This window comes from Ferruginibacter profundus (assembly GCF_054783275.1).
Window position 1 is genome coordinate 2,082,606 of record NZ_BAAGQW010000001.1, and the last position, 25,205, is coordinate 2,107,810.

Here is a 25,205-nt window from a genome sequence, read left to right on the forward strand (position 1 = left end):
TTTGCTATTCAGATTCAGCCATAGCACGTATCTTCAGTAAAAGATAATTGGCTATGAAAAAATTTGAATACAAAATGATAACTGTATCCAGGGAGCACATGAAAAAAGATAGCTTTCAGACAGAAATGCTGGACAGGTTTAATGAACTGGGAAATGAAGGCTGGGAAATCATCAGCGCCGAAGGCCTGAACGGAAGTTCTATGCTTTGGAAAGTTGCCGAAACAACAGAACTGATTTTTATTTTTAAAAGAGAAAAATAGAAACCCTATGTTACGGCATAGGGTTTTCAATAAATTTAAGCTGCAGGATAAGATCACAGTTTCATTAAAAAACTTTTCAACTCCTCCACCCCTGTACCAATTAATGTAGTTTTCTTTTCTTTAGCCAATTCTGCTTTAATACTCTCCGGCACTTCAACTGTTTGGCCAATCACCGGCTCAACTACATCATAGAATTTTACAGGATGTGCCGTTTCCAAAAAGATACCTTTATCGTTGGTATGTAGCTGTAAATAATCTTCCAATGCCCTGAAGGCCACAGCGCCATGCGGATCGCACAAATAATTATGTTCGTTATAAACCGACAGCAATGTTTCCCTGGTTACGGTATCCGTTACACTACAGCTGCTTACTTTGGCAGTAAGGTTATTGAATTGCTGCTGAAAGATTTCCATGATACGCACAAAATTACTGGGATCGCCAACATCCATCGCATTGCTTATGGTAGCAACCGCTTTTTTAGGTTGATAGTGTTGTGTGGCAAAATATTGCGGCACTACATCGTTGGCATTGGTAGCAGCAATAAAATGTTTTACGGGTAAGCCGGATGCATTCGCTAACAATCCTGCACAAATATTTCCAAAGTTGCCGCTGGGTACACAAATCACCGGTGGATTATTTTTTTCTATCCATTGCTTGTACGCAAAGAAATAATAAAATTGCTGCGGTAACCACCGGGCTACATTGATAGAATTAGCAGATGTGAGGAATAATTTTTTATTTAGTTCTTCATCAAGAAAAGCGGCTTTCACCATTTGCTGGCAATCATCAAAATTGCCATTCACTTCCAGTGCATGAATATTATTACCGAGTGTGGTGAGCTGCTTTTCCTGCACACTGCTTACTTTTCCCGACGGGTATAATATCACCACATCAACGCCTTCCACATTATAAAAACCATTGGCAACAGCACCGCCGGTGTCGCCACTGGTAGCTACCAATACGGTTACTTTTTTTTCGCTGCCTTTTACAAAATGGCCGAGGCAACGGCTCATAAATCTTGCGCCAATATCTTTAAATGCCAATGTTGGCCCATGATATAATTCCAGCGAAAAAATATCTTCTGTAACTTTTACCAACGGAATCGGAAAGCTGATCGTTTCTTTTACAATGTTGTACAGATCGCTTTCATGAATCGTATTACCCACATAAGGTTTTATTACTTCAAAAGCAATGTCTTCGTTGCTGATATTTTCAATACCGGCAATTATTTCTTTTTTTACCTGCGGAATAGTTGCCGGAAAATATAATCCTTTATCCGGCGCCTGACCGTTAATGGTGGCCTCCTTAAAATTTACATCCGGCGATTTTTTATTTAAACTGTAAAAATTCATTTTAAATTAGTTAACTGGTTAATTGGTTTAGAGTTTAGGGTTTAGGAGTTTAGGGTTTAGGAGTTTAGGGTTTAGGAGTTTAGGGTTTAGGAGTTTAGGGTTTAGGAGTTTAGGGTTTAGGAGTTTAGCCTTTCGTCTCTGGTTGCATATCCGCTATTCACCATTGACGATTTGACGATTCACCATTCACGATTCACGCCTCTCCACCTTCACTCCTTCTGTATTCACTGTAGTAACATGCGTATGATAATCCACGCCTATTTTATCGTAAATACTTTTCATGATCTGCTCCACATTTTTTGCCGTGTGTTCTTCCTTACTCAACATAAAAACAGAAGGGCCACTACCGCTGATACCACCGCCCAATGCACCTGCTTCTTTACATTGTTGTTTTACTTCATCAAAGCCAGGAATTAAAATACTACGGATAGGTTCAATGATCACATCTTCCAGACTGCGACTGATGAGTTCGTAATCATTTTGTAAAAAACCGGCTACCAATCCTGCGATATTGCCCCATTGTTTTATGGCGTCTTTCAATTGTACTTCTTTACGCAATATTTGTCGTGCATCAGATGTTTTTACTTCTATCTGCGGATGTACCACGGTTACATACATCGGCGGCGCCGATAAAGGAATAATATCCAATGGAAAAATAGACCGTATCAATGTAACGCCACCATAAATACAAGGCGTTATATTATCTGCATGCTTTACGCCGCTGGCAACTTTTTCGCCATTCATGGCAAACCTCACCAGGTCCTGCTTACTGAAATGATTGTTGAGTAAATGATTTGCTCCTGCTACTGCACCTGCCGAGCTGGCAGCGCTGGAACCCAGGCCACTGCCGGGTTTGATGATCTTGTTAATGGTGAGATCAAACCCAATTGATGTATCACCATATTCTTCCATCATGGCCAGCAATGCTGCACCCGCTACATTTTTTGCAGGTTCGGTGGGTAAATTGTAATCATCAATATGCTGTATTCTTAATCCCGGTTCTTTACTCAGTGTTAATTGCATTTCATCCTGCGGATGATTGAGTGCAAGGCCCAGAATATCAAAACCGCAAACAAGATTTGCAATTGTTGCAGGAGCTAAAATTTTAACGGAGTTCATTTACCAGATTATTTAACAGTACTATTTAGTTGCGATCTTATTTTTTTTGCCGGGTGAGCCACTCTTAAGGAGTGACTTACCTTTGCAGTATTCTTAATTGTGCGTTGCCCTGATGATATCTGCAAATACACCACTTGCTGTAACTTCTGCACCGGCACCAGCGCCTTTTACTACCATCGGTTGCTGCGGATAACGATTAGTATAAAATAGAACAATATTATCTTTTCCATACAAATGGTAAAAATCATGTTCAGGATTGATGTGCTGTAATCCTACCGCAGCTTTTCCATTTTCGTAAGAAGCTACAAATTTTAATTTATTGCCTTTGGCAGCAGCTTCTTCGTAGATAGCTTTAAAATGTGCTTCTTCTTTTTCCATTGCGGCATAAAAATCTTCTACAGAACCCTGCATACAACTTTCGGGCATAAAGGAATTATTATCGATGTCATCCATTTCAATCGTTTCTCCACTTTCCCTCGCCAGGATCATTATTTTACGCATCACATCTTTACCGCTTAAATCCAGGCGTGGGTCCGGTTCTGTGTAACCTTCATCCTGCGCCTGTTTAACTACTGATGCAAATGATTTTTTTCCATCATAATTATTAAATACAAAATTTAACGTACCACTAAGCACCGCCTGCATTTTATTGATCTTATCTCCACTGCTGATAAGGTCGTTCAATGTACCAATGATTGGTAAGCCTGCGCCTACATTTGTTTCAAATAAAAATTTTGCATTGTATTCCCTGGCACTTTCTTTCAATTGCTGGTAATAGGTATAGGCCGAAGAACAGGCTACTTTATTACAAGCTACCACCGCAATGCTTTTCTGCAATAATTTGTTGTAGCAGGCAGCTACCACATCGCTTGCGGTAACATCTACAAAAATAGTGTTGCGTAAATTTTTTGCAACAATGGTATCAATATAACCTTCAATGGTATTGGGGGCAGCTGCGGATAACAATGCCTGCCAGTTATTTAAATCAATACCCTCGTCATTGAATAAAGCTTTTTTACTGTTGGCCAAACCAACAATTTTTACATTAAGGCGATTGCTGTTCTTTAAAAAATCTAATTGCTGGTTTAATTGTGCCAATAATTTACTACCCACATTTCCTGCACCTGCAATAAACACATTCACCTGCTTGTAAGTAGTTTCAAAAAAGGCTTCGTGTAAAACGTTTACCGCTTTGGTTACGTCGCTGAATGCTATTACGGCAGAAATATTTCTTTCAGAAGAACCCTGGGCAATAGCACGGATGTTAACCCCATTTTTTCCCATGGCGCTGAACATCTTACCTGCAATACCGGTATGGCTTTTCATGTTATCGCCTACTACGGCCACAATAGCCAGGTCGTTCTCAACAAACAGCGGTTCTACTTTTTTAGTTTCTATTTCATAAGCAAAAGCCGCATCCACGGCCTGTTTGGCTGCTAAAGCGTTGGCAGCATCAACAGCCACACAAATAGAATGTTCTGATGAACTCTGGGTAATTAAAATAACATTGATCTTATTATTCGCCAGGGCTTCAAATAATCTTTTACTAAAACCGGGAATGCCCACCATACCACTACCTTCCAGGCTTAATAGTGAAATTTTATTGATACTTGAAATACCACGTATGGCACTGCCATTGGTCATCGATTCATTTTGAATTACCGTGCCTTCATCTTCGGGAGCAAAAGTATTTTTTATCCATACCGGAATATTCTTACTCATCACCGGCTGAATAGTGGGCGGGTAAATTACTTTAGCACCAAAATGCGATAATTCCATCGCTTCCTGGTATGAAATTTTAGGGATCAGTTTTATGTTGGTCACAATTCTCGGATCGGCAGTCATCATACCCGACACATCGGTCCATATTTCCAGCACTTTTGCATCTACCGCACCGGCAATGATGGCGGCAGTATAGTCAGAACCGCCTCGTCCCAAAGTTGTGGTGGTACCATTGGCATCAGCCGAAATAAAACCCGGCAAAAGATATAGTGGTGAACCGGTGGCTGTAAAATAATTATTGATAGCAATATTCGTTTTTGCAAAATCCACCAATGCAGCACCAAAGCTGCTATCAGTTTGTATCAGTTCCCGGGAGTCTTTCCATGCCACATCCAAACCAGTAACTTTTAATTTGGCCGCAATGATCTGCGAAGAAAGTAATTCGCCATAGCTCACTATTTTGTCTTTGGTACGTTCGGATAATTCGCCCAGTAAAAAAATACCGTTACAGATATCTTCTATCTCGTTACTCATTTTTTTAACAGCACTCAATACACTGCTTTGCTGTGTAACGGGAATCAATTCCTTTACGGTATTTAAATGCCGTAATTCAATCTCCTGTAACAGGGTTTTATACAATTCATTGCCTGCTGCCGCCAGGTGGGCACATTGCAGCAACAGGTCGGTAATGCCGCCCAATGCCGACACTACTACTGCTACTTTTCCGGTACCGGTTTTGGTTTTTACAATTTCCACCACCTTATTGATATTTTCTGCGGATGCTACCGAACTGCCTCCGAATTTTATTACCTGCATTGTTTATTTTTTAATGATATAGAATAGTTTTCTTTTAGAAAACAGCTTAAGCCCAAGTGATGATATGAAAATGTGCAACCCTTAAAGGGTTGTAATAGTAAAAATTGTAGTACCACAAATAGTTAGCACTATCTTTGAGAGGGGAGCAATATGGGAATTATTGTATTTCATCTGAACAGAACGCAAAGATATAAAAAATGATTGGATATTATCAAAAAATATTTCATCTTTGTTAACCGATTGCTGCCATTTTCATCATTTTTTTGAATATTTAACATAGATTAGTATGGATCATCACAGTTCCCGGGGTTTGCAGCAGTTTAATAACAATGTTGGCATCAAATTTCAGTTGTACAACAGCCTTTTTTCATCGCTTCCTTTTCACCGCATTGAAAAGACAGGTATTTATTTATCGGTGTTGCTGAGTAATTGCGAGGAAGGATTTAAAAAGAAAATGAATCCTACCGATATCATTGATGATTTTTTTGAAAAACACACCACTTTTAAAACTGAAAAAGAAAGACTGGATATGCTGTTCAGGATCATCCAGTTTGTAGAACGGCAGGTGGTTTTATTTGATGCTTTGGAAGATGCTGCATTTACTGATGTAAAAGATATGGCGGGTGCCGGCACATTAAAACAACTAGAACTTGAAGTAATAAAAAATAATAAAGAAAAGGAACTTGAAAAAAAGCTACATGATTTTTCGGTACAGCTGGTACTAACGGCACACCCTACCCAGTTTTATCCCGGAACCGTGTTAGGCATCATTAATGACCTTAGTAAAGCGTTGTCCGAAAACGATGCAGCCAAGATCAATATCTATTTGCAACAATTGGGTAAAACACCTTTTTTGCAAAAGCAAAGGCCCACTCCTTTTGATGAAGCTGTAAGCTTAATTTGGTACCTGGAAAATGTATTTTACCTGGCTGCAGGAAGGATCACTTCTTTTTTAAAAAACCAGTTTGCTGACGCCTTACCACAAAACAGATCGCTGATCAATATGGGTTTCTGGCCCGGTGGCGACAGGGATGGCAATCCTTTTGTAACTGCCGAGATCACCTTAAAAGTGGCCCATGCTTTAAGAGGCAGTATTATCAAGTGCTACTATCTTGAAATAAGAAGAATCAAGCGCAGGCTGACTTTTAAGGGCATTGATGTTATTTTAAACGGTTTGGAAAAACAATTGTACGACAATATTTTTATTCCCGGTTATCAAACCGAACTGAGTAAAGAGTATATTTTAGGCGAGCTGAATAAAATTAAAGAGATCATCATTTACCAGCACAATGGCTTATTCCTTCACCTGGTAAATAACCTCATCAATAAAGTGAATGTTTTTGGTTTACACTTTGCATCGCTGGATATCAGGCAGGAAAGCACTGTGCACAATGTGGTGCTGGAAGCCATACATGGTGAGGCTTACAGCAAATTAAGTACTGCAGAAAAAATAAATTTCTGTATCAGTGCACCTGAAGTAATTGCAGAAAAAAATTATACCGATGCATTGGTACAGGATACAGTGACCAATCTTTATGGCATCAAAAAAATACAGCAGCTTAACGGTGAGGCCGGATGTAACCGCTATATCATCAGCCAATGTAATAGTGCATTGAATGTATTGGAAGTGTATGGCTTGTTCTTAAGTTGTGGCTGGAAGGCTGCAGCTTTAACGGTGGATATTGTTCCTTTGTTTGAAACCATTGATGATCTGCAGCGTGCTTCAGCCATCATGAATGAATTGTACAGCAATGCTGTGTACAGAAAATATCTAAAGCTGAGAAATAACCGGCAGACGATCATGCTGGGCTTTAGTGATGGTACCAAAGACGGTGGTTATTTAATGGCCAACTTCAGTATTTATAAAGCTAAAGAAGCGCTTACAAAGATCTCTAAAGAATACCATATTGATGTGGTGTTCTTTGATGGCCGCGGTGGCCCGCCTGCAAGAGGCGGCGGTAAAACACACCAGTTTTATGCCAGCATGGGAAAGAATATCAGCAATAAAGAAATTCAGCTTACCATACAGGGGCAAACCGTAAGTTCCAACTTCGGCACTATTGATTCTGCACAATACAATATTGAGCAACTGATACACGCCGGTATAAGCAATGATCTTTTCAGCGGCAAGGCAATTACTTTACAACATGCCGAGGAAGACCTGCTGCTGCAATTGGCAGATAAAAGTTTTGCGGCGTATGTGGAACTGAAGAACCATCCTGACTTTTTAGATTATTTATCGCATGTAAGCCCGGTAAAATTTTACAGTGAAACCAATATTGCCAGCAGGCCCAGCAAAAGGAACAGCGGTAGTAAACTAACCTTAAAAGACCTGCGTGCCATTCCTTTTGTAGGCGCATGGGCGCAGCTAAAACAAAATGTAACGGGGTATTATGGCGTAGGTACCGCATTGGCCGCTATGGAAAAAGCTGGCAAATTTTCGCAGGTAAAAGAATTGTATAGTAATTCTCTTTTCTTCAGAACATTAATGGATAATTGTGAGATGGCGATGAAGAAATGTTATTTTCCGTTAACAGAGTATTTAAGTAATGATGAAAAATATGGTGAAATATGGAATAAGATCTACCAGGAATATGAGCTTACAAAAAAATATGTATTGCAGCTAAGCGGCAGCAATGAATTAATGAGCACCTACCCGGTTGATAGTTTATCTATAGCCATGAGAGAAAAAATTGTATTGCCCTTATTGACCATACAGCAATATGCTATTAATAAAATGAGGGAGATGGATGAGCAGCTGGTAAATTCGCCTGTGAGGGAAACTTATGAGAAGTTAGTGATCCGTTCATCATTCGGTATCATTAATGCAGGAAGAAATTCGGCATAAGCCAGGTTATCCCTGTCAACTTTTTTGAAAAGAGATACAAATAAAATTTCTGAAAGAAAAATAGAGAGCCCCTGTAAAAACAGGGGCTCTCTTTACGATTGCCTGCCATATAAAAAAACGTAATTAGAATTTATATACTGCTGCCACTAATGCAGTTGCAGTAGATTTAGTGCCCGATCCATTACTTTTCAGGAAGATATTGCTTTGTGCAGATTCAAATCTTAATTCCGGAATGATTGTAAGCGGACCTACTTTGCAATTTACAGAAAGTGTGTTGGCGAAAATGCTTTTAGTACCATAGTAAATGGTTTTACTATCGCTGATAATTTCGCTTCTTAAAGTAATACCTGTTTTAGCAGAAGGATCAAAATTCAGGTACAATGCATTACCGATCCAGCTGCCGCTGCTGCCGCTAACGGGCTTTCTTGACTGCACGGTACCATTATACCCGATATTAAATTTACTACTAACGGTACCGAGTACCACCAGGTCAACCTGGTTAAGCGATTTTAAGCCACTTGGGTTATTACCGGCATCAGAGCCTGCAAAGCCAGAGTAGTTAAGGTAGAATTTTAATTTACCATTCTTAGTGCCGCCGCTGAACTGTGCAATTAAATTCTTTACACTGGTGGTAGCGGTAGTTTGATCAGTATAATTGGTAATACCAATCATAAATGCAACCGGACCTGCAGTGATATCTGCTTTTAAACCGGTATGAAAAAATGGCCCGTTGGTGAACATATAACTCATACTATAGTTCCTGTTTAACGGGGCATCCAATAGTTCGTATCCAACATGAGTAGCAAATTTACCGGCAGTAAATTTTACTTTGGAAGAAGGTGCATAAGTGATATATGCCTGCTTGATTGCAGCCAGGGATAAGAACCCGTTCTTATCTGACCCCGTTCCAACGTTATCATTACCATCGTTATAGGAAAACTCCTCTGCCCTGCGGCCAAAACCTAAATCTACAGTAGCTCCTACTTTGCCAGACATAGCAGTGGCATCTGCCCTTAATGAAGCCATGCCTAATTCAAAAGAACTTTGCGAATTGGTAAAACTGGTGTAGTTGTTGGTTTTTCCTGCAAAATTGTAACGGTAATAACCATCAACAGAACCGGAAAAACTGAGCGTTTTTGTAGAATCCTGGGCATTCAGGGCATTAAAACCCAGGACAGCGATTGCTGCCAAAGAAATTTTTCTTAACATTGTAATTGATTTTAATTATTAAATAAGAGGTACAACCAATGAACTTTGTCCAGAAGCTCATATTATGGTTGTACCTTTTTTGCTAATCTGTTCTCTTATTAATCTTCTACAAGAGTTTCTTTAATACCACCGTCGGTTTGTACCAACAATGTACCCTGTGTATAATTTTCGTTGTGTTGAGAAGCATCCAGTCCGAGTAATTCTTCTTCCTGGCTAACACGTATAGGTAAAATGAAATTGATGAATTTAAAAATCAGGAAGGATACGGTAAAGCTATAGGCAACTACAATGGCCAAACCTTTAAGCTGTGTAAAAAAGAATGCAGTTTCTCCATACAATAATCCGTTGGCGCCTGCACCATTTACAGATTTAGTGGCAAAAACACCGGTAAGGATCATACCTACCATACCACCAAGACCATGGCATGGAAATACATCAAGTGTATCATCTAATTTTGATTTTGATTTGTAATACACAGCAACGTTAGAAATAATTGCGGCTACAAAACCGATAAAAATACTTTGAGGAATAGCAACAAAACCTGCAGCAGGTGTAATAGCCACAAGGCCAACTACCGCACCAATACAAAAGCCTAATACAGATGGTTTTTTTCCTTTCAATACATCAAAGAACATCCAGCTTAAACCGGCAGCAGCAGCAGCAGTATTAGTAGTAGCAAATGCCGAAACAGATAAAGTAGTTGCACCTAAAGCAGAGCCTGCATTAAAACCAAACCAGCCAAACCATAGTAAACCGGTTCCTATTAACACATAAGGAATATTAGCTGGTGGAATTTCTTTCTGATCAATATGTGATTGCCTTCTTTTTAAAACCAGGGCACCTGCCAAAGCTGCACAACCTGCAGAAATATGTACCACGGTACCACCTGCAAAATCCAATACACCCCATTTAAATAAAAATCCTTCAGGGTTCCAGGTCCAATGTGCCAACGGAGCATATACCAGTAAACTGAATAACACTATAAACAGGATGTAAGCTGTAAATTTTATACGTTCTGCAACGGCACCCACAACCAGGCCTGGCGTGATAACCGCAAACATTAATTGAAATAATGCAAATAATAAAAGGGGAATTGTAAGAGGAGCTGTTGCGCCGGGCAAAAGAGGTGCACCGGATGCCACACCTTTAAAGAAAAGATGCGTCATTGGGTTACCAATAAAACCGCCAATAGTCGGACCAAAACAAAGACTATATCCCACTACTACCCAAAGTACGCTAACTACTCCGGCAGCTACCACACTTTTAATCATAGTGCTGATCACATTCTTTCTGTGTACCATACCACCATAAAAAAATGCAAGACCGGGAGTCATCAAAAAAACGAGGGCTGTTGCAACAATTATCCAGGCAACATCTGCACCGTTAAATTTTCCATCATCGAAGTTGGGTAAAGACGGAATAAAGATTGCTCCAATGGCAACAATGGCCAAAATGAAGAAGGGCGCTAATTTTGCTAAACTTAGATTTTTCATGCTCGTTTTGCTTTTATATTAATTAAAAATAAATGTGTTCCTCTTGAAACAAATATATAGATAATTGTTACAAATATCATATTTTCTTAAGTTTTTTTTTAAACAATTCGAAAAAAATCAATTGCAACGTTCTCAATTCATATTATTTGATAGATTTTATCAAAAAAGTATAAGATATTTTATTTTATAATATGTATTTTAGGTTAAAAAAAATCCTTTGCCGGAAAAAGCAAAGGAAATATTGTGCAGATAATATAAACGCTGTTTTATTTTAAAAAGCTGTCTTTTGTTTCCAGTAATGAAGTGCCCATTAAAAATTCATCCACTTTCCTGGCACACTCCCTGCCCTCGCTGATGGCCCAAACCACTAAAGATTGTCCTCGACGCATGTCGCCGGCAGTAAATATCTTAGGAATATTGGTTTGATAAGCGGCCTCCGTTGCCTTTACATTTCCCCTTTCATCCAGCTCAATTTCCAGTTGCTGTACCAGGCCTTCGTGTTGCGGATGCAAAAAACCCATGGCCAAAAATGCCAGGTCGCAGGGGATCTCTCTTTCACTATCGGCCCTTTCTACAAATTTTGCCGGCCTTCCATCTTCAGTTATCGCCCATTCCAGGTCTACAATTTTCAATGCCTTTAAATTGCCATTACCGTCGCCAATAAATTCTTTTGTAGCTATTGCCCAGTTTCTGCTGGCTCCTTCTTCATGCGATGAGGATGTTTTTAAAGTCATCGGGTAAGTAGGCCATGGCATAAACGGCGTTCTGCTTTCCGGTGGTTTAGGCAGTAATTCAAATTGCGTAACCGATTTTGCTTTTTGGCGGTTTGAAGTTCCTACACAATCACTGCCTGTATCACCACCACCAATTACCACTACATTTTTATCAGCGGCTATAATATCTTCTACCCCAACTTCCCTTGCCGATACTCTTTTATTCTGCTGCTTTAAAAAATCCATGGCAAAGTGAACACCTTTTAATTCCCTGCCCGGTATCTTTAAATCTCTCGGGATAGTAGATCCGCCTGCCAAAACAATTACATTAAATTCTCTCAGCAGTTCATTAATGCTTACATCAACCCCCACATTAGCATTGCAGCGAAATACCACACCTTCCTCTTCCATTAATTTTATTCTCCTGTCAATCACCCATTTTTCCAACTTAAAATCGGGTATACCATAGCGTAATAATCCACCGGGTGCATCATCTCTTTCAAATACCATTACATAGTGGCCGGCATAATTTAACTGAGCCGCAGCTGCTAAGCCGGAAGGGCCGCTACCCACTACCGCAATTTTTTTACCGGTACGTATAATTGATTTTTTAGGCTGCACAAATCCTTTATCAAAAGCTATTTCTATAATATGCTTTTCAATTTCTTCAATAGTAATAGCAGGTTGATTGATGCCTAACACGCAGGCAGATTCGCAGGGTGCAGGGCAAATTCTTCCTGTAAACTCAGGGAAATTATTGGTGGAAGCAAGGATGTCATAAGCCTCTTTCCATTCTTTACGATACACCGCATCATTGAATTCGGGAATGATATTACCCAGCGGGCATCCATTATGACAGAATGGTACACCACAATTCATGCAACGGCCGGATTGTTCATTCAGCTTTTCATCTGTATACCGCTGAATGAATTCGTTGTAATCAGTTAATCTTTCTTCCACTTTACGTTTTGCCGGAAGCTCCCTGGTAAATTCTAAGAAACCTGTTGGTTTTCCCATTGTAATATTTGTTGTTTGTTGTTAGTTGTTTATTTTTTAGCAAGTCCTGCTAATTCAATTTGGTTGCATTGACGTCGTCTGAAACATCCGATTGTACCACACAACTTTATTGAACCTTAATTGTGTTTTACAAAAACAGTTCACTGAATTATACAGCGCTCTTCATTTGGCCGGATGAGCCACTCTTTAAGGAGTGACCCACCCTTGCATATTACTTGCTCACCTTTACTTTTTCCTTTCTTCCCGCCAATGCTTTTTTATAGTCGGCAGGGAATACTTTTACAAAATTTTTCAGCTGGCTTTCAAAATCATTCAGCACAAATTTTGCTACCGTACTTTGTGTATAATCAAAATGTTTTTGAATCATTGCCTGCAGGAACGGAACATCTTCTTCTGCCACAGGATCAAGATCAACCATTTCTTTATTGCAAAGATTTTCAAACTGGTGCTGTACATCGTATATATAAGCAATTCCACCGCTCATGCCTGCTGCAAAGTTTCTACCGGTTGCACCAAGGATAATAACATTACCACCCGTCATGTATTCGCAACCGTGATCTCCCACTCCTTCCACCACCACATTGGCACCACTGTTACGTACCCCAAAACGTTCGCCTGCCTTACCTCTTATAAAGGCTTCGCCATCAGTAGCACCATAAAAAGCCACGTTGCCGATAATGCTGTTTTCTTCTGGTATAAAACCGGCATCTTTTGAAGGATACACAATTAACCTGGCTCCACTTAATCCTTTGCCGAAATAGTCATTGGCATCTCCTTCCAGTTCCAGGGTAACACCTTTGGTATTAAAAGCGCCAAAGCTTTGCCCTGCTGTACCATTGAATTTAAAGTGAATGGTCTCTTCAGGTAAACCTGCAGCTTTATAAATCTTAGTGATCTCATTGGATAATATGGTACCTGCTGTACGGTCGGTATTTTTTATATCGAATGTAGCGGTAACTTTTTGTTGCTTTTCCAAAGCCGGCTTTGCAGCTTCCAGCAATTTCCAATCCAGTACTTTTTCCAGTTCATGATCCTGCTGTTCCATGTTATACAAGCCGGTGTATGCAGAAGCCGGTTCTTTGTATAAAATAGCAGACAGATCAAGGTTATTATATTTCCAATGCTGTATATTTTCTCTTTGCTCCAGACATTCTGCCTGGCCTACCATTTCGTTAATGGTTCTGAAACCCAGTTCTGCCATGATCTCTCTTAATTCCTGTGTTAAGAATTTAAAAAAGTTCACCACATGATCAGCATTACCTGTAAATCGTTTTCTTAATTCCGGGTCCTGTGTGGCCACACCAACAGGGCAAGTGTTCAAATGACATTTACGCATCATGATACAACCTTCCACCACCAACGCAGCAGTAGCAACGCCCCATTCTTCGGCACCCAGTAAAGTTGCAATAGCAATATCTCTTGCTGTTTTCATTTGCCCATCGGCCTGCAGTACCACACGGCTGCGTAATTTATTTTTTACCAAGGTTTGATGCGATTCTGCCAAACCTAACTCCCACGGTAACCCGGCATGTTTGATAGAACTTATCGGCGAAGCTCCGGTACCGCCATCAAAACCGGAAATCAGCACTACATCTGCCTTTGCCTTGGCAACACCTGCAGCAATAGTACCCACACCAGCTTTACTCACCAGTTTTACATTGATCCTTGCGGCACGGTTGGCATTTTTAAGATCGAAAATTAATTGTGCCAGGTCTTCAATAGAATAAATATCATGATGCGGCGGTGGCGAAATTAATCCCACACCCGGTGTGGCATGACGCACTTTACCGATCCACTCATCTACTTTATGCCCGGGCAACTGTCCGCCTTCACCCGGCTTTGCACCTTGCGCCATTTTAATTTGCAATTCATCTGCTTCAGTTAAGTACAAGCTGGTAACCCCAAAACGTGCCGATGCTACCTGCTTGATGGCAGAACGCATAGAATCTCCGTTGGCCATTTTATCATAGCGCCTGTCATCTTCTCCACCTTCGCCGGTATTGCTTTTACCGCCAAGGCGGTTCATGGCAATGGCCAATGTAGTATGCGCTTCCCAACTGATGGAACCAAAACTCATGGCGCCCGTTGCAAAACGTTTGTAGATATTTTCTGCCGGCTCTACTTCATCAATTGAAATGGAAGGCCTGTTCTTTTTAAATTGGAACAAGCTCCTTAGTGTAGCTGCTTTTTCACTCTGATCATTTACATGTTTGGTATATTTTTTAAACGTAGCATAATCATTCATCTTGGTTGAATATTGCAACAAGTGAATGGTGGTGGGATTGAATAAATGAAATTCTCCCTTACGCTTCCACTGGTAAATTCCACCAACGGGCAACCTGTCTACAGGAATATTTTTTTTGCTGAAAGCCTGCATATGCTTTGCCAGTGCTTCTTTTGCAATACCATCTAACGTAACCCCATCAATACGGCTTACGGCACCGGTGAAATATTTATCTACCACGTCCCTGTGCAAACCCAATATCTCAAAAATCTGTGCGCCCTGGTAGGATTGTAAGGTAGAGATGCCCATTTTGGAAAATACTTTCAATAAACCATCGCAGACTGCTTTAATATAATTTTTACGCAGATCCCTCCATTCCAAATCAGTTTTAATTACACCGTTCACTTTCATGTTCCTGATGGCGGCCATTGCCAGGTATGGATTGATTGCGGTAGCACCAAAGCCCAGCAAACATGCAAAGTGATGCACTTCCCAAACGTCTCCTGCTTCTACCACAATACCTACCTGCCCACGTAACCCTTTACGAATTAAGTGATGATGAACTGCGGCTGTGGCTAACAGTGAGGGAATAGCAACGTGATCGCTATCCACAGCACGGTCACACAGTATCAATACTTCAAAACCATCATGTACTGCATCTTCTGCATAGCGGCATAATCTTTCCAAACCTCTTTGCAAAGAGCCCGGCTTTTCATCAGCACGGAAATAGGTTTGCAGGGTTTTTGCCTGGAAAATCCCGGTATCAATACTTCTTAATTTTTCTAATTCGGTACTGGTTAATATCGGTTGTTTTAGTGCTACCGTATGGCAATGCTCAGGACTTTCATCCAATAAATTACCATTGTTACCCACAAATGTAGCCAGACTCATTACCAACCTTTCTCTTATCGGATCGATCGGCGGATTGGTAACCTGTGCAAACAATTGCTTGAAATAAGAACTTAAATGTTGTGGCTGATCACTCAGTACTGCCAATGGCACATCAGTACCCATTGAGCCAATAGGTTCTTTACCATCCAAAGCCATTGGCTTTAAAATAGTATCAATATCTTCTGTAGAATAACCAAATGCTTTTTGATATTTTAAAATAGAAGCGTCGGATAAATGAGTAAATGAAACTCTTGGTTCATCAATTTCTTCCAACCGGATTTTATATTGATTCAGGTAATCGCCATAAGGTTTCTGGCTGCATATTTTTTGTTTCAGTTCTTCATCACTGATGATCCTTCCCTGCTCCATATCCACTACAAACATTTTGCCGGGTTGCAGCCTTCCTTTTTCTTTTATTAATTTCTGATCAACAGGTAATGCGCCGGTTTCACTGGCCATGATCACCCTGTCGTCGGTGGTAACACAATATCTTGAAGGACGTAATCCGTTCCTATCCAATGTAGCGCCAATTATTTTTCCGTCGGTAAAGGAGATAGAAGCCGGCCCATCCCATGGTTCCATGATAGAGGCATAGAATTCGTAAAAAGATTTTTTAACCGGGTCCATATCTTCATTGCCATCCCATGCTTCGGGAATGAGCATCATCATTACATGCGGCAAACTTCTGCCGCATAATAATAATAACTCGATCATATTATCCAGGCATGCAGAATCAGATTGCTGGCTGGTTACCACAGGCAATAACATTTCCATTTCTTCTTTACTGAAAAAGGTAGAAGTAAATTCATGCTCACCAGCTTTTAACCAGTTGATATTGCCTTGCAAAGTATTGATCTCTCCATTATGTGCAATGTAGCGGAATGGTTGTGCCAATTTCCACGAAGGAAAAGTATTGGTAGCAAAACGGGAATGCACCAGACCAAAAGCGCTCACCACTCTTTTATTACTCAGGTCAGGAAAATAATTGCGTACCTGCGTACTGGTTAATTGCCCTTTGTAAACGATCGTTTTATACGATAATGAAGCAATGTAAAAACCAATCGCATCTTTTCTTACGGTGCTATTGATAGTATGTTGTGCATAATTACGCAACACAAAAAGTTTACGTTCAAATTCATCTGCATTCTTCACATTGTCGGGACAGGCAATAAAAACATGCTCCATTTCAGGCTCTACACTTAGTGCAGTAGGTCCAATGTTTTCTGTATTTACAGGTACTTTTCTATAGGCAAGAATTTCCATACCTAATTTTTCGGCAGCCCTGTTAAATACGGCACGGCATTCCTCACGCAATCTTATTTCTCTTGGAAAAAACATTACGCCCACGCCATACTTTCCGAATGGCGGCAGATGCACCCCTAATTTTATACATTCATCAAAAAAGAATTCGTGTGGCATTTGTAACATAATACCGGCACCATCGCCGGAATTATTTTCGCAACCACATGCACCACGATGTTCCATGTTTTCCAACACGGTTAATGCATCAGCAATATGCTGGTGCGATTTGTTACCTTTTATATTGGCTACAAAACCAATACCACAGGCATCATGCTCGTATCGTTCATCATACAAGCCTTTGCTGGTGTTAACCGGAATAGCGTTGTTCAACATTGCTGTCTTTTTTTGTTCATTCATTTTGTTAAGCAGTTTTATTTATGAACCAAAGTTCAATAGCAAGCAATCGTTATTATATGTCACCCTTTATGTTCTCTTCGCCGGGTGAGCCACCCTCTTGGGGTGACTCACCCTACTTTATACCAAATACCCAAATGCATTATCGCCACTTTTTAACTCGGTGTAATTGATATGGTATTGATTTAAATTTTTCAATAACAAATCGTAATCTTCCCTGGTTTTTAATTCAATGCCTACCAATGCAGGTCCTGTTTCCTTGTTGTGTTTTTGCATGTATTCAAAACGTGTGATATCATCATTTTCTCCCAATACATGATTTACAAATTCTTTTAAAGCGCCGGGCCTTTGCGCAAACCTGATCAGGAAATAATGTTTTAATCCTTCGTATTGCAGGCTGCGTTCTTTAATTTCCTGCATGCGGTCGATATCATTATTACTGCCACTTACAATACACACTACATTCTTACCTTTTATTTCTGATGCATAATCATCCAATGCCGCAATGCTCAACGCACCTGCTGGTTCTGCAACAATAGCATCTTCGTTGTACAATTTTAAAATAGTAGTACATACTTTTCCTTCGGGTACCAAATGCATATCATCCAGTACATCTTTGCAAATAGAAAAAGTAATTTCTCCCACACGTTTTACTGCTGCACCATCTACAAATCGTTCTATATTATCCAGCGTAACAGGGTGGCCTGCTTTCAATGCTTCAAACATACTGGGTGCCCCTTCAGGCTCCACACCAATAATTTTTGTTTTTGGTGAAAAGGTTTTAAAATATGTTCCCACACCTGCACTTAAACCACCGCCACCAACGGGCATGAATAAAAAATCAACATCTGGCTGGTCTTCTAAAATTTCTACCCCAACCGTTCCCTGGCCTTCAATAATTTTATAATCATCAAATGGCGGAATAAAAGTCATACCATTTTCTTCAGTATATCTTTTTGCGGCAATAGCACAATCATCAAACGTATCGCCTACTAATTTTACGGTAAGCTTATCTTCTCCAAACATCTTTGTCTGGGTAATTTTTTGATTGGGGGTTATCACCGGCATAAACACCACACCATGCGTATTTAATTTTTTGCAGCTATATGCAAAACCCTGCGCATGATTACCTGCACTGGCACATACCACTCCACGCTGTAACTGATCAGGAGATAAACTACTCATCATATTATAAGCGCCCCGTAGTTTGTAAGAACGTACCACCTGCAGGTCTTCTCTTTTTAAAAAAATATTGCACTGGTATTTTTTTGAGAGATTCAGGTTAAAGGTCAGTGGTGTTCTGTTGACCACGCTTTTTAATCGTTGAGCTGCGCCTGCAAAATTCAATATCGTGTTCACTGTTGTATCCATGGTATTAAGCATTAGTGCTTATAGATTTCATAGCTGTCATCGCTTCTCTTAACTGAGCGCCTATCTTTTCTACAGGGTGAGAACGCAATACTTTATTTACTGCAATTAAAGTTTTATTATCCACGCTGCCATCCTTGCCTGTATTGTAGTTTTTACCAATTACGTCGGTATCTATCTTACTCATAAAACCGGCCAGCAATGGTTTACAGGCGTGATCAAATAAATAACAACCATATTCTGCTGTATCAGAGATTACCCGGTTCATTTCAAATAATTTTTTACGGGCAATGGTATTAGCGATCAATGGTGTTTCGTGCAATGATTCATAATAAGCAGATTCTTCTTTGATACCTGCTTCCACCATCGTTTCAAAAGCCAGTTCCACACCGGCCCGTATCATGGCTACAAATAATAAACAGTTATCAAAATATTCCTGCTCCCCGATCTTAACATCGCCTGCCGGTGTTTTTTCAAAAGCAGTTTCACCGGTTGCAGCTCTCCATGCCAATAAATTTTTATCCCCTGCAGCCCAGTCTTCCATCATGGTCTTGCTGAACTCACCACTCATAATATCATCCTGGTGTTTTTGAAACAACGGCCGCATGATCGTTTTTAATTCTTCTGATAATTCAAAGGCTTTAATTTTTGCAGGATTAGATAGCCTGTCCATCATTGCAGTGATACCTCCTTGCTTTAATGCTTCTGTAATTACTTCCACACCATACTGTACCAATTTAGAAGCGTAGCCTTTGTCAATTCCTTTCTCTACCATTTTATTAAAACAAAGTATTGAACCGGTTTGTAACAAACCACATAAGATAGTTTGCTCGCCCATCAGATCTGATTTTACTTCTGCCACAAATGAAGAGCGCAATACACCGGCTTTATGTCCGCCTGTTCCTGCAGCATAAGCTTTGGCTTGTTCCAAACCTTTGCCTTCAGGATCATTTTCAGGATGCACTGCAATTAAAGTAGGTACACCAAAGCCACGTACATATTCGGCACGAACTTCCGAGCCAGGGCATTTGGGTGCCACCATTATTACGGTAAGGTCTTTACGTATCTGTGTTCCTTCTTCAACAATATTAAAACCATGAGAGTAAGAAAGTGTAGCGCCTTTTTTCATTAACGGCATTACGGCAGCAACAACGGCGGTGTGTTGTTTATCCGGTGTAAGATTCAATACCAGGTCTGCAGTTGGAATCAATTGTTCATAAGTACCTACAGTAAAATTATTTTCAGTGGCACTCTTCCAGGATTGCCTTTTGGCATCAATCGCTTCCTGGCGTAAGGCGTAAGCAACATCCAAACCGGAATCTCTTAAATTCAAGCCCTGGTTTAATCCTTGTGCGCCACAACCTATAATGACTATTTTTTTTCCTTTCAATGCATTTACGCCGTTTGAAAATTCACTGATGTCCATAAACTCACATACACCCAATTGATTTAATTGTTCTCTTAGCGGTAATGTGTTGAAATAATTTCCCATCTTTTTCTTTTATTTTTTTATGATTGTGTTTTATTATTTTTTGATAAATTTTTTCTTATTGCCATGGAATAGCCCAGGTGTAATGCATCATGTGTGGCTATAAATCTTACAGCATCTTCAATAGTATTCAATGCATAGCCATAGGATGTTACATAAGGCTGATAATTGATAAATATATTTTCGTCCACGCCTTTTTGCAGATCACAGATATTGGAAATCAGGTATCCTTTAAACACCTGTATGGTTTCTTCACTGATAAAGTTTTCCGGCTGTGTACCTTTTTTAAAATTGGCTATTAAATCCGCCGGAACATTTAAAGCCACCCCCGAAAGCCCGTTGCACAATCCCTGTTGCGCCGCCACAATATGCCCGAAATTCCAGGCTATATTATTGCTCATACCGGCAGGAATTTCGTTCAGTTGTTCAATGGATAAACCATCCACCAATTGTATGAAACGATTTCGTGTTTGTAGTATTAATTCGATTTGTTTTTGCATTGTTTTATTTTTGAAATCATTTTGATTTTTTGGGTGAGCCACCCAAAAAATCACATCGAAAACACTTCTTCATTCTGATTTAAGAATTCATTTTCTACAGCTTCTTCACCCGGCTCTTTGTATTCAAACTCACTTAATTTTTTATGGAAGCCTTCGCTGTTTTTAATGATCGCAATTCTTGCACTGCGAACAAATTCAATGAGCCCGTAGGGTTCCAGTACTTTGATAAAATTGTCGGTCTCTTCTCTTTGCCCCGCTACTTCAAATACGGTGTAATCTTTACGAATCACCACAGCTTTAGCTCCGTGCTGACTTAATAATCTTTCTACTTTTACTTCTTCTGCAATAATATCTGTTGGTACTTTGTACAAAGCCAGTTCCTGCCAGATGATCTCGTCATTGGTGTTGTAATATACTTTCAGTACTTCCACCTGTTTTTCAATCTGGCGGCACACTTTTCGTACTACTTCTTCTGATTCGTTGATAACAATTGTAAAACGATGTACGCTGTCAATTTCACTGGGAGAAGTATTTAAACTTTCGATATTGATTTTTCTACGGGAGAAAATAATAGCGATACGATTTAATAAACCAATCTGGTTTTCTGTATAAACGGTTATAGTATATTCCTGCTTTTGCATAATCAGCTTTTTAATTTCATTACCAACCGCCGGCGGCGGTTGAAACCCTGTCGGGGTTTTAAAGTTCTTCTTTACTTAAAATAATTTCCGAAACACCTCTTCCCTGTGGTACCATCGGGAACACATTATTTTCTTTACCCACCATAATTTCCAACAGGTAACTTCCGTTATGCTGCAACATGGTTTGTAAAGCTTCTTTAAGCTTGGCTCTTTCGCTTACTCTTTGCCCATCGATATAATAGCCCTTTGCCACGGCTACAAAATCGGGGCTGGTGATATCAACAAATGAATATCTTTTTTCGTGAAATAATTGTTGCCACTGGCGCACCATTCCTAAAAACTGGTTGTTAAGAATAATAATTTTTACATCGGGCTTAAACTGCATGATGGTGCCTAATTCCTGTATCGTCATCTGGATTCCGCCATCACCTGCAATAGCAACAACAGTTCTTTCCGGTGCACCATATTTTGCACCAATTGCTGTTGGCAATGCAAAACCCATGGTACCTAATCCACCACTGGTAATATTACTTTTGGATTGATTGTATTTTGCATAACGGCAGGCTACCATCTGGTGCTGGCCAACGTCGGTTACTATAATCGCATTACCGCCAGTTAATTCATTCAACAGGTTAATTACTTCTCCCATTGTTAATTCATCCGTAACAGGATTCAATTCTGCATTGATACATTTTTCTTCTTCTTTCTTTTTGTACTCATTAAATCTGCTGAGCCAGGCAGCATGTGTTTTTTCCTGCACCAATGCAGTAAGCATGGGTAATGTTTCTTTGCAATCACCCCACACAGGCACGGTTGTTTTTACATTTTTATCAATTTCTGAAGGATCAATATCCAGATGAATAACTTTTGCCTGTTTTGCATATTTATCCAAACGTCCTGTAACCCTGTCGTCAAAACGCATTCCCACCGCTATCAATACATCACATTCGTTAGTTAAAACATTGGGCCCGTAGTTGCCATGCATGCCTAGCATACCCACTGCAAGCGGATGATCAGTCGGGATTGCACTCATACCCATGATCGTCCATGCGCTTGGGATACCGGCTTTTTCAATGAAAGCGGCAAATTCTTTTTCTGCTTTACCTAATATTACACCCTGGCCAAAAATCACAAACGGCCTTTCTGCTTTATTAATTAATTCAGCTGCCTGCTCTACATATGTTTTACGAACAATTGGTTTAGGGCGATAGCTTCGGATATGATCACATTTTTTATACCCTTCGTAATTGAACAATTGCAACTGTGCGTTTTTAGTAATGTCTATCAACACAGGCCCAGGCCTTCCGCTGCCGGCTATATAAAATGCTTTTGCCAAAACTGCAGGAATTTCTGTTGCATCTGTTACCTGGTAATTCCATTTGGTAACCGGTGTTGTAATATTGATCACATCTGTTTCCTGGAAGGCATCAGTGCCTAACAAATGTGCAAATACCTGCCCTGTGATACAAACTAATGGTGTGCTATCAATCATGGCATCTGCTAAGCCCGTAACTAAATTGGTGGCACCAGGGCCGCTGGTTGCAAATACCACACCTGTTCTTCCACTTGCTCTTGCAAAACCCTGTGCTGCGTGTATGGCTCCCTGTTCGTGACGGACCAATATGTGTGTTAACTTATCATTATAATCGTACAAGGCGTCATAGATAGGCATGATTGCGCCTCCGGGATAACCAAAAATGGTATCCACTCCTTCGTATAAAAATGCCTCTAATACTGCCTGACCTCCCGAGATGGTGGTATTCTTTCTTGCCTCTGTTTTTTCTGCTACTAATTCCAGTGTTTCCATAACAATTTATTTTATGCTTCGTCAGTTACACAACCCTGGCTTGCATCCTTTACGCATTGTGCGTATTTGTACAAAACCCCTTTGGTAACTTTTAAAGCTGGTTGCTGCCATTTTTTTCTGCGTTCTGCAATAACTGCTTCGCTTACTTTAAGGTTGATCATATTTTTTGTAGCGTCCAGTTCAATGATATCATTGTCTTCCACCAATCCTATTAATCCACCTTCGTAAGCTTCCGGTGTGATGTGTCCGACGACAAAACCATGAGAGCCGCCGCTAAATCTTCCATCGGTTATTAAGGCTACATCTTTTCCTAATCCTGCACCGGTAATGGCAGAAGTTGGTTTCAGCATTTCCGGCATACCAGGTGCTCCCTTAGGGCCTTCATTTTTTATCACCACCACATCTCCTTTTTTCACTCTTCCGTTTGCGATGCCCGCCACTAAATCCTTTTCCCCATCAAATACCCGTGCCGGCCCTTCAAAACGTTCGCCTTCTTTACCACTGATCTTTGCCACACTTCCTTTTTCTGCAAGATTACCGTATAGTATTTGTAAGTGGCCTGTTGCTTTCAACGGCGTTTCTAAAGGGAAGATAATTTTTTGTGTTGCAAAGTTTATCGACTCAATATCTTTTAAATTTTCTGCTACTGTTTTACCGGTTACGGTCAGGCAATCACCATGTAACAATCCTTTGCCCAGTAAATATTTCATTACAGCTGGTACGCCGCCATGTGAGTGCAGCTCCTGCATCAAATACTTTCCACTCGGTTTAAAATCTGCCAGTACCGGTGTGGTATTGCTGATGCGTTGAAAATCATCCTGTGTTAAATCAACATCCACACTTTTTGCCATGGCAATCAGATGCAACACCGCATTGGTACTTCCTCCAAAGATCATGATGGTGGTAATCGCATTTTCAAATGCTTTTTTCGTCATGATGTCTTTTGGCTTGATATCTTTTTCCAGTAAAATTTTTATTGCTTTACCGGCATCTAAACATTCTTTTTGTTTATCGGCGCTCAAGGCAGGGTTGCTGGATGAATAAGGCAGACTCATACCTAATGCTTCAATAGCACTTGCCATGGTATTGGCTGTATACATACCACCGCAGGCACCTGCGCTGGGGCAACTATGCTTTACTACTTCTTTAAAATCTTCCGGCGTTATTGATCCTGCCAGTTTTTTCCCCAGCGCTTCAAAAGCCGAAATAATATTCAACTCTTCGCCTTTGTAATGCCCGGGTTCAATGGTGCCACCATATACCATTATCGAAGGACGATTCAACCTTCCCATGGCCATAACAGAACCCGGCATATTTTTATCACAGCCTGGTAATGCAATTAATCCATCATAATAAAATCCTCCACATACCGCTTCAATACTATCTGCAATCAGGTCACGGCTCACCAGCGAGTAACGCATACCGTCAGTGCCGTTACTGATACCGTCGCTGATACCAATAGTGTTAAAGATCAATCCCACCATATCCGCATCCCAAACACCTTGCTTCACCGTTTTAGCCAGGTCGTTCAAATGCATGTTACAGGTGTTCCCATCGTAACCCATGCTGCAAACGCCAACCTGGGGCTTTTTTAGATCCTCTTCTGTTAACCCAATACCATATAACATGGCTTGTGCAGCCGGCTGCGTTTCATCCTGCGTTAAAACCTTTGAATATTTATTTAATTCCATCGTTTTGAATCGCCTTTGGCGAATTATTTTTCTTTGTAACGAACTATATTTCTTTAACTCAATCCCGCTATTATTTTCTTTACCCGGTGAGCCACTCTTAAAGAGTGACCCACCTTACGCTTACCAGCAGGTGAAGTCATAAAAAAAGCGACCCGCCTTTCTGGAGGCGGGTCGCTATATATTTTTAATTTTATTTTATAAGCTTGTTCCTCCCCCATGCAGTACAGGTATAATAATGACAATCACAATAATAATTATTGCGATTTTTGTAATGACATTATTTAATCTGTTGCTCAACATGAAGGATGTTATTACACAAATATACCTGAACTTAAAATAAAAACAAAGAACTTTTTAAAATAGTTACAAGGGGAAAAACCACAATGAAT

At 40.2% G+C, this 25,205-nt stretch carries 15 protein-coding genes; 2 read left to right on the top strand and 13 right to left on the bottom strand.

The window, feature by feature from the left end:
- The first annotated feature begins 53 nt into the window (after positions 1 to 53).
- The gene (locus ACYVM0_RS08825; protein ID WP_460555569.1) at positions 54 to 260 is read left to right on the top strand and encodes a DUF4177 domain-containing protein; all 207 of its coding nucleotides are present in this window, start codon (positions 54 to 56) and stop codon (positions 258 to 260) included.
- 53 nt (positions 261 to 313) lie between these two features.
- On the opposite strand, the gene thrC is transcribed toward ACYVM0_RS08825, so the two are convergent.
- From thrC to thrA, 3 genes are all read right to left on the bottom strand, one after another.
- Positions 314 to 1,612 carry a PALP domain-containing protein gene (gene thrC, locus ACYVM0_RS08830; RefSeq protein ID WP_460555572.1) on the bottom strand — a complete coding sequence of 433 codons (1,299 nt, stop codon included), beginning with the start codon at positions 1,610 to 1,612 and terminating at the stop codon, positions 314 to 316.
- A 186-nt stretch (positions 1,613 to 1,798) separates the two neighbouring features.
- Positions 1,799 to 2,731: a homoserine kinase gene (locus ACYVM0_RS08835; protein ID WP_460555574.1), complete on the bottom strand. Its 933-nt coding sequence runs from the start codon at positions 2,729 to 2,731 to the stop codon at positions 1,799 to 1,801.
- Positions 2,732 to 2,824: 93 nt separating this feature from the next.
- Positions 2,825 to 5,269 (bottom strand): homoserine dehydrogenase family protein, encoded by a 2,445-nt coding sequence (thrA, locus tag ACYVM0_RS08840; RefSeq protein ID WP_460555576.1) that lies wholly within the window; start codon positions 5,267 to 5,269, stop codon positions 2,825 to 2,827.
- Positions 5,270 to 5,555: 286 nt separating this feature from the next.
- Here thrA and ACYVM0_RS08845 point away from each other — a divergent pair, with 286 nt between their 5' ends.
- Positions 5,556 to 8,117, top strand: coding sequence for a phosphoenolpyruvate carboxylase family protein (locus ACYVM0_RS08845; protein WP_460555579.1), 2,562 nt, complete (start codon positions 5,556 to 5,558; stop codon positions 8,115 to 8,117).
- 123 nt (positions 8,118 to 8,240) lie between these two features.
- On the opposite strand, the gene ACYVM0_RS08850 is transcribed toward ACYVM0_RS08845, so the two are convergent.
- From ACYVM0_RS08850 to ilvD, 10 genes are all read right to left on the bottom strand, one after another.
- On the bottom strand, positions 8,241 to 9,326 hold the full coding sequence (locus ACYVM0_RS08850; protein WP_460555582.1) for a porin family protein: 1,086 nt from the start codon (positions 9,324 to 9,326) through the stop codon (positions 8,241 to 8,243).
- Between the two features lie 98 nt (positions 9,327 to 9,424).
- On the bottom strand, positions 9,425 to 10,819 hold the full coding sequence (locus tag ACYVM0_RS08855) for an ammonium transporter (RefSeq protein WP_460555585.1): 1,395 nt from the start codon (positions 10,817 to 10,819) through the stop codon (positions 9,425 to 9,427).
- Positions 10,820 to 11,085: 266 nt separating this feature from the next.
- Positions 11,086 to 12,549, bottom strand: coding sequence for a glutamate synthase subunit beta (locus ACYVM0_RS08860; protein ID WP_460555587.1), 1,464 nt, complete (start codon positions 12,547 to 12,549; stop codon positions 11,086 to 11,088).
- A gap of 211 nt (positions 12,550 to 12,760) precedes the next feature.
- Positions 12,761 to 17,323 (bottom strand): glutamate synthase family protein, encoded by a 4,563-nt coding sequence (gltB, locus tag ACYVM0_RS08865; protein WP_460555590.1) that lies wholly within the window; start codon positions 17,321 to 17,323, stop codon positions 12,761 to 12,763.
- 117 nt (positions 17,324 to 17,440) lie between these two features.
- Positions 17,441 to 18,703 (bottom strand): threonine ammonia-lyase, encoded by a 1,263-nt coding sequence (gene ilvA, locus ACYVM0_RS08870; RefSeq protein WP_460555593.1) that lies wholly within the window; start codon positions 18,701 to 18,703, stop codon positions 17,441 to 17,443.
- Positions 18,696 to 20,180 carry an NADP-dependent ketol-acid reductoisomerase gene (ilvC, locus tag ACYVM0_RS08875; protein WP_460555596.1) on the bottom strand — a complete coding sequence of 495 codons (1,485 nt, stop codon included), beginning with the start codon at positions 20,178 to 20,180 and terminating at the stop codon, positions 18,696 to 18,698. The genes ilvA and ilvC overlap by 8 nt, the downstream gene beginning before the upstream one ends.
- A 17-nt stretch (positions 20,181 to 20,197) precedes the next feature.
- The gene (locus ACYVM0_RS08880; RefSeq protein WP_460555599.1) at positions 20,198 to 20,677 is read right to left on the bottom strand and encodes a DinB family protein; all 480 of its coding nucleotides are present in this window, start codon (positions 20,675 to 20,677) and stop codon (positions 20,198 to 20,200) included.
- Positions 20,678 to 20,727: 50 nt separating this feature from the next.
- The gene (gene ilvN / locus ACYVM0_RS08885) at positions 20,728 to 21,318 is read right to left on the bottom strand and encodes an acetolactate synthase small subunit (protein WP_460555602.1); all 591 of its coding nucleotides are present in this window, start codon (positions 21,316 to 21,318) and stop codon (positions 20,728 to 20,730) included.
- Between the two features lie 58 nt (positions 21,319 to 21,376).
- Complete coding sequence (gene ilvB, locus ACYVM0_RS08890) at positions 21,377 to 23,125, bottom strand: thiamine pyrophosphate-binding protein (RefSeq protein ID WP_460555605.1); 1,749 nt, start codon at positions 23,123 to 23,125, stop codon at positions 21,377 to 21,379.
- An 11-nt stretch (positions 23,126 to 23,136) separates the two neighbouring features.
- Positions 23,137 to 24,816, bottom strand: coding sequence for a dihydroxy-acid dehydratase (gene ilvD, locus ACYVM0_RS08895; RefSeq protein ID WP_460555608.1), 1,680 nt, complete (start codon positions 24,814 to 24,816; stop codon positions 23,137 to 23,139).
- Positions 24,817 to 25,205: the final 389 nt, after the last annotated feature.

Bases quoted from the DNA above. Each gene is read 5' to 3' on its own strand.
- ACYVM0_RS08825 (WP_460555569.1), top strand. From the start codon at position 54: ATGAAAAAATTTGAATACAAAATGATAACTGTATCCAGGGAGCACATG.
- thrC (WP_460555572.1), bottom strand. From the start codon at position 1,612: ATGAATTTTTACAGTTTAAATAAAAAATCGCCGGATGTAAATTTTAAG.
- ACYVM0_RS08835 (WP_460555574.1), bottom strand. From the start codon at position 2,731: ATGAACTCCGTTAAAATTTTAGCTCCTGCAACAATTGCAAATCTTGTT.
- thrA (WP_460555576.1), bottom strand. From the start codon at position 5,269: ATGCAGGTAATAAAATTCGGAGGCAGTTCGGTAGCATCCGCAGAAAAT.
- ACYVM0_RS08845 (WP_460555579.1), top strand. From the start codon at position 5,556: ATGGATCATCACAGTTCCCGGGGTTTGCAGCAGTTTAATAACAATGTT.
- ACYVM0_RS08850 (WP_460555582.1), bottom strand. From the start codon at position 9,326: ATGTTAAGAAAAATTTCTTTGGCAGCAATCGCTGTCCTGGGTTTTAAT.
- ACYVM0_RS08855 (WP_460555585.1), bottom strand. From the start codon at position 10,819: ATGAAAAATCTAAGTTTAGCAAAATTAGCGCCCTTCTTCATTTTGGCC.
- ACYVM0_RS08860 (WP_460555587.1), bottom strand. From the start codon at position 12,549: ATGGGAAAACCAACAGGTTTCTTAGAATTTACCAGGGAGCTTCCGGCA.
- gltB (WP_460555590.1), bottom strand. From the start codon at position 17,323: ATGAATGAACAAAAAAAGACAGCAATGTTGAACAACGCTATTCCGGTT.
- ilvA (WP_460555593.1), bottom strand. From the start codon at position 18,703: ATGCTTAATACCATGGATACAACAGTGAACACGATATTGAATTTTGCA.
- ilvC (WP_460555596.1), bottom strand. From the start codon at position 20,180: ATGGGAAATTATTTCAACACATTACCGCTAAGAGAACAATTAAATCAA.
- ACYVM0_RS08880 (WP_460555599.1), bottom strand. From the start codon at position 20,677: ATGCAAAAACAAATCGAATTAATACTACAAACACGAAATCGTTTCATA.
- ilvN (WP_460555602.1), bottom strand. From the start codon at position 21,318: ATGCAAAAGCAGGAATATACTATAACCGTTTATACAGAAAACCAGATT.
- ilvB (WP_460555605.1), bottom strand. From the start codon at position 23,125: ATGGAAACACTGGAATTAGTAGCAGAAAAAACAGAGGCAAGAAAGAAT.
- ilvD (WP_460555608.1), bottom strand. From the start codon at position 24,816: ATGGAATTAAATAAATATTCAAAGGTTTTAACGCAGGATGAAACGCAG.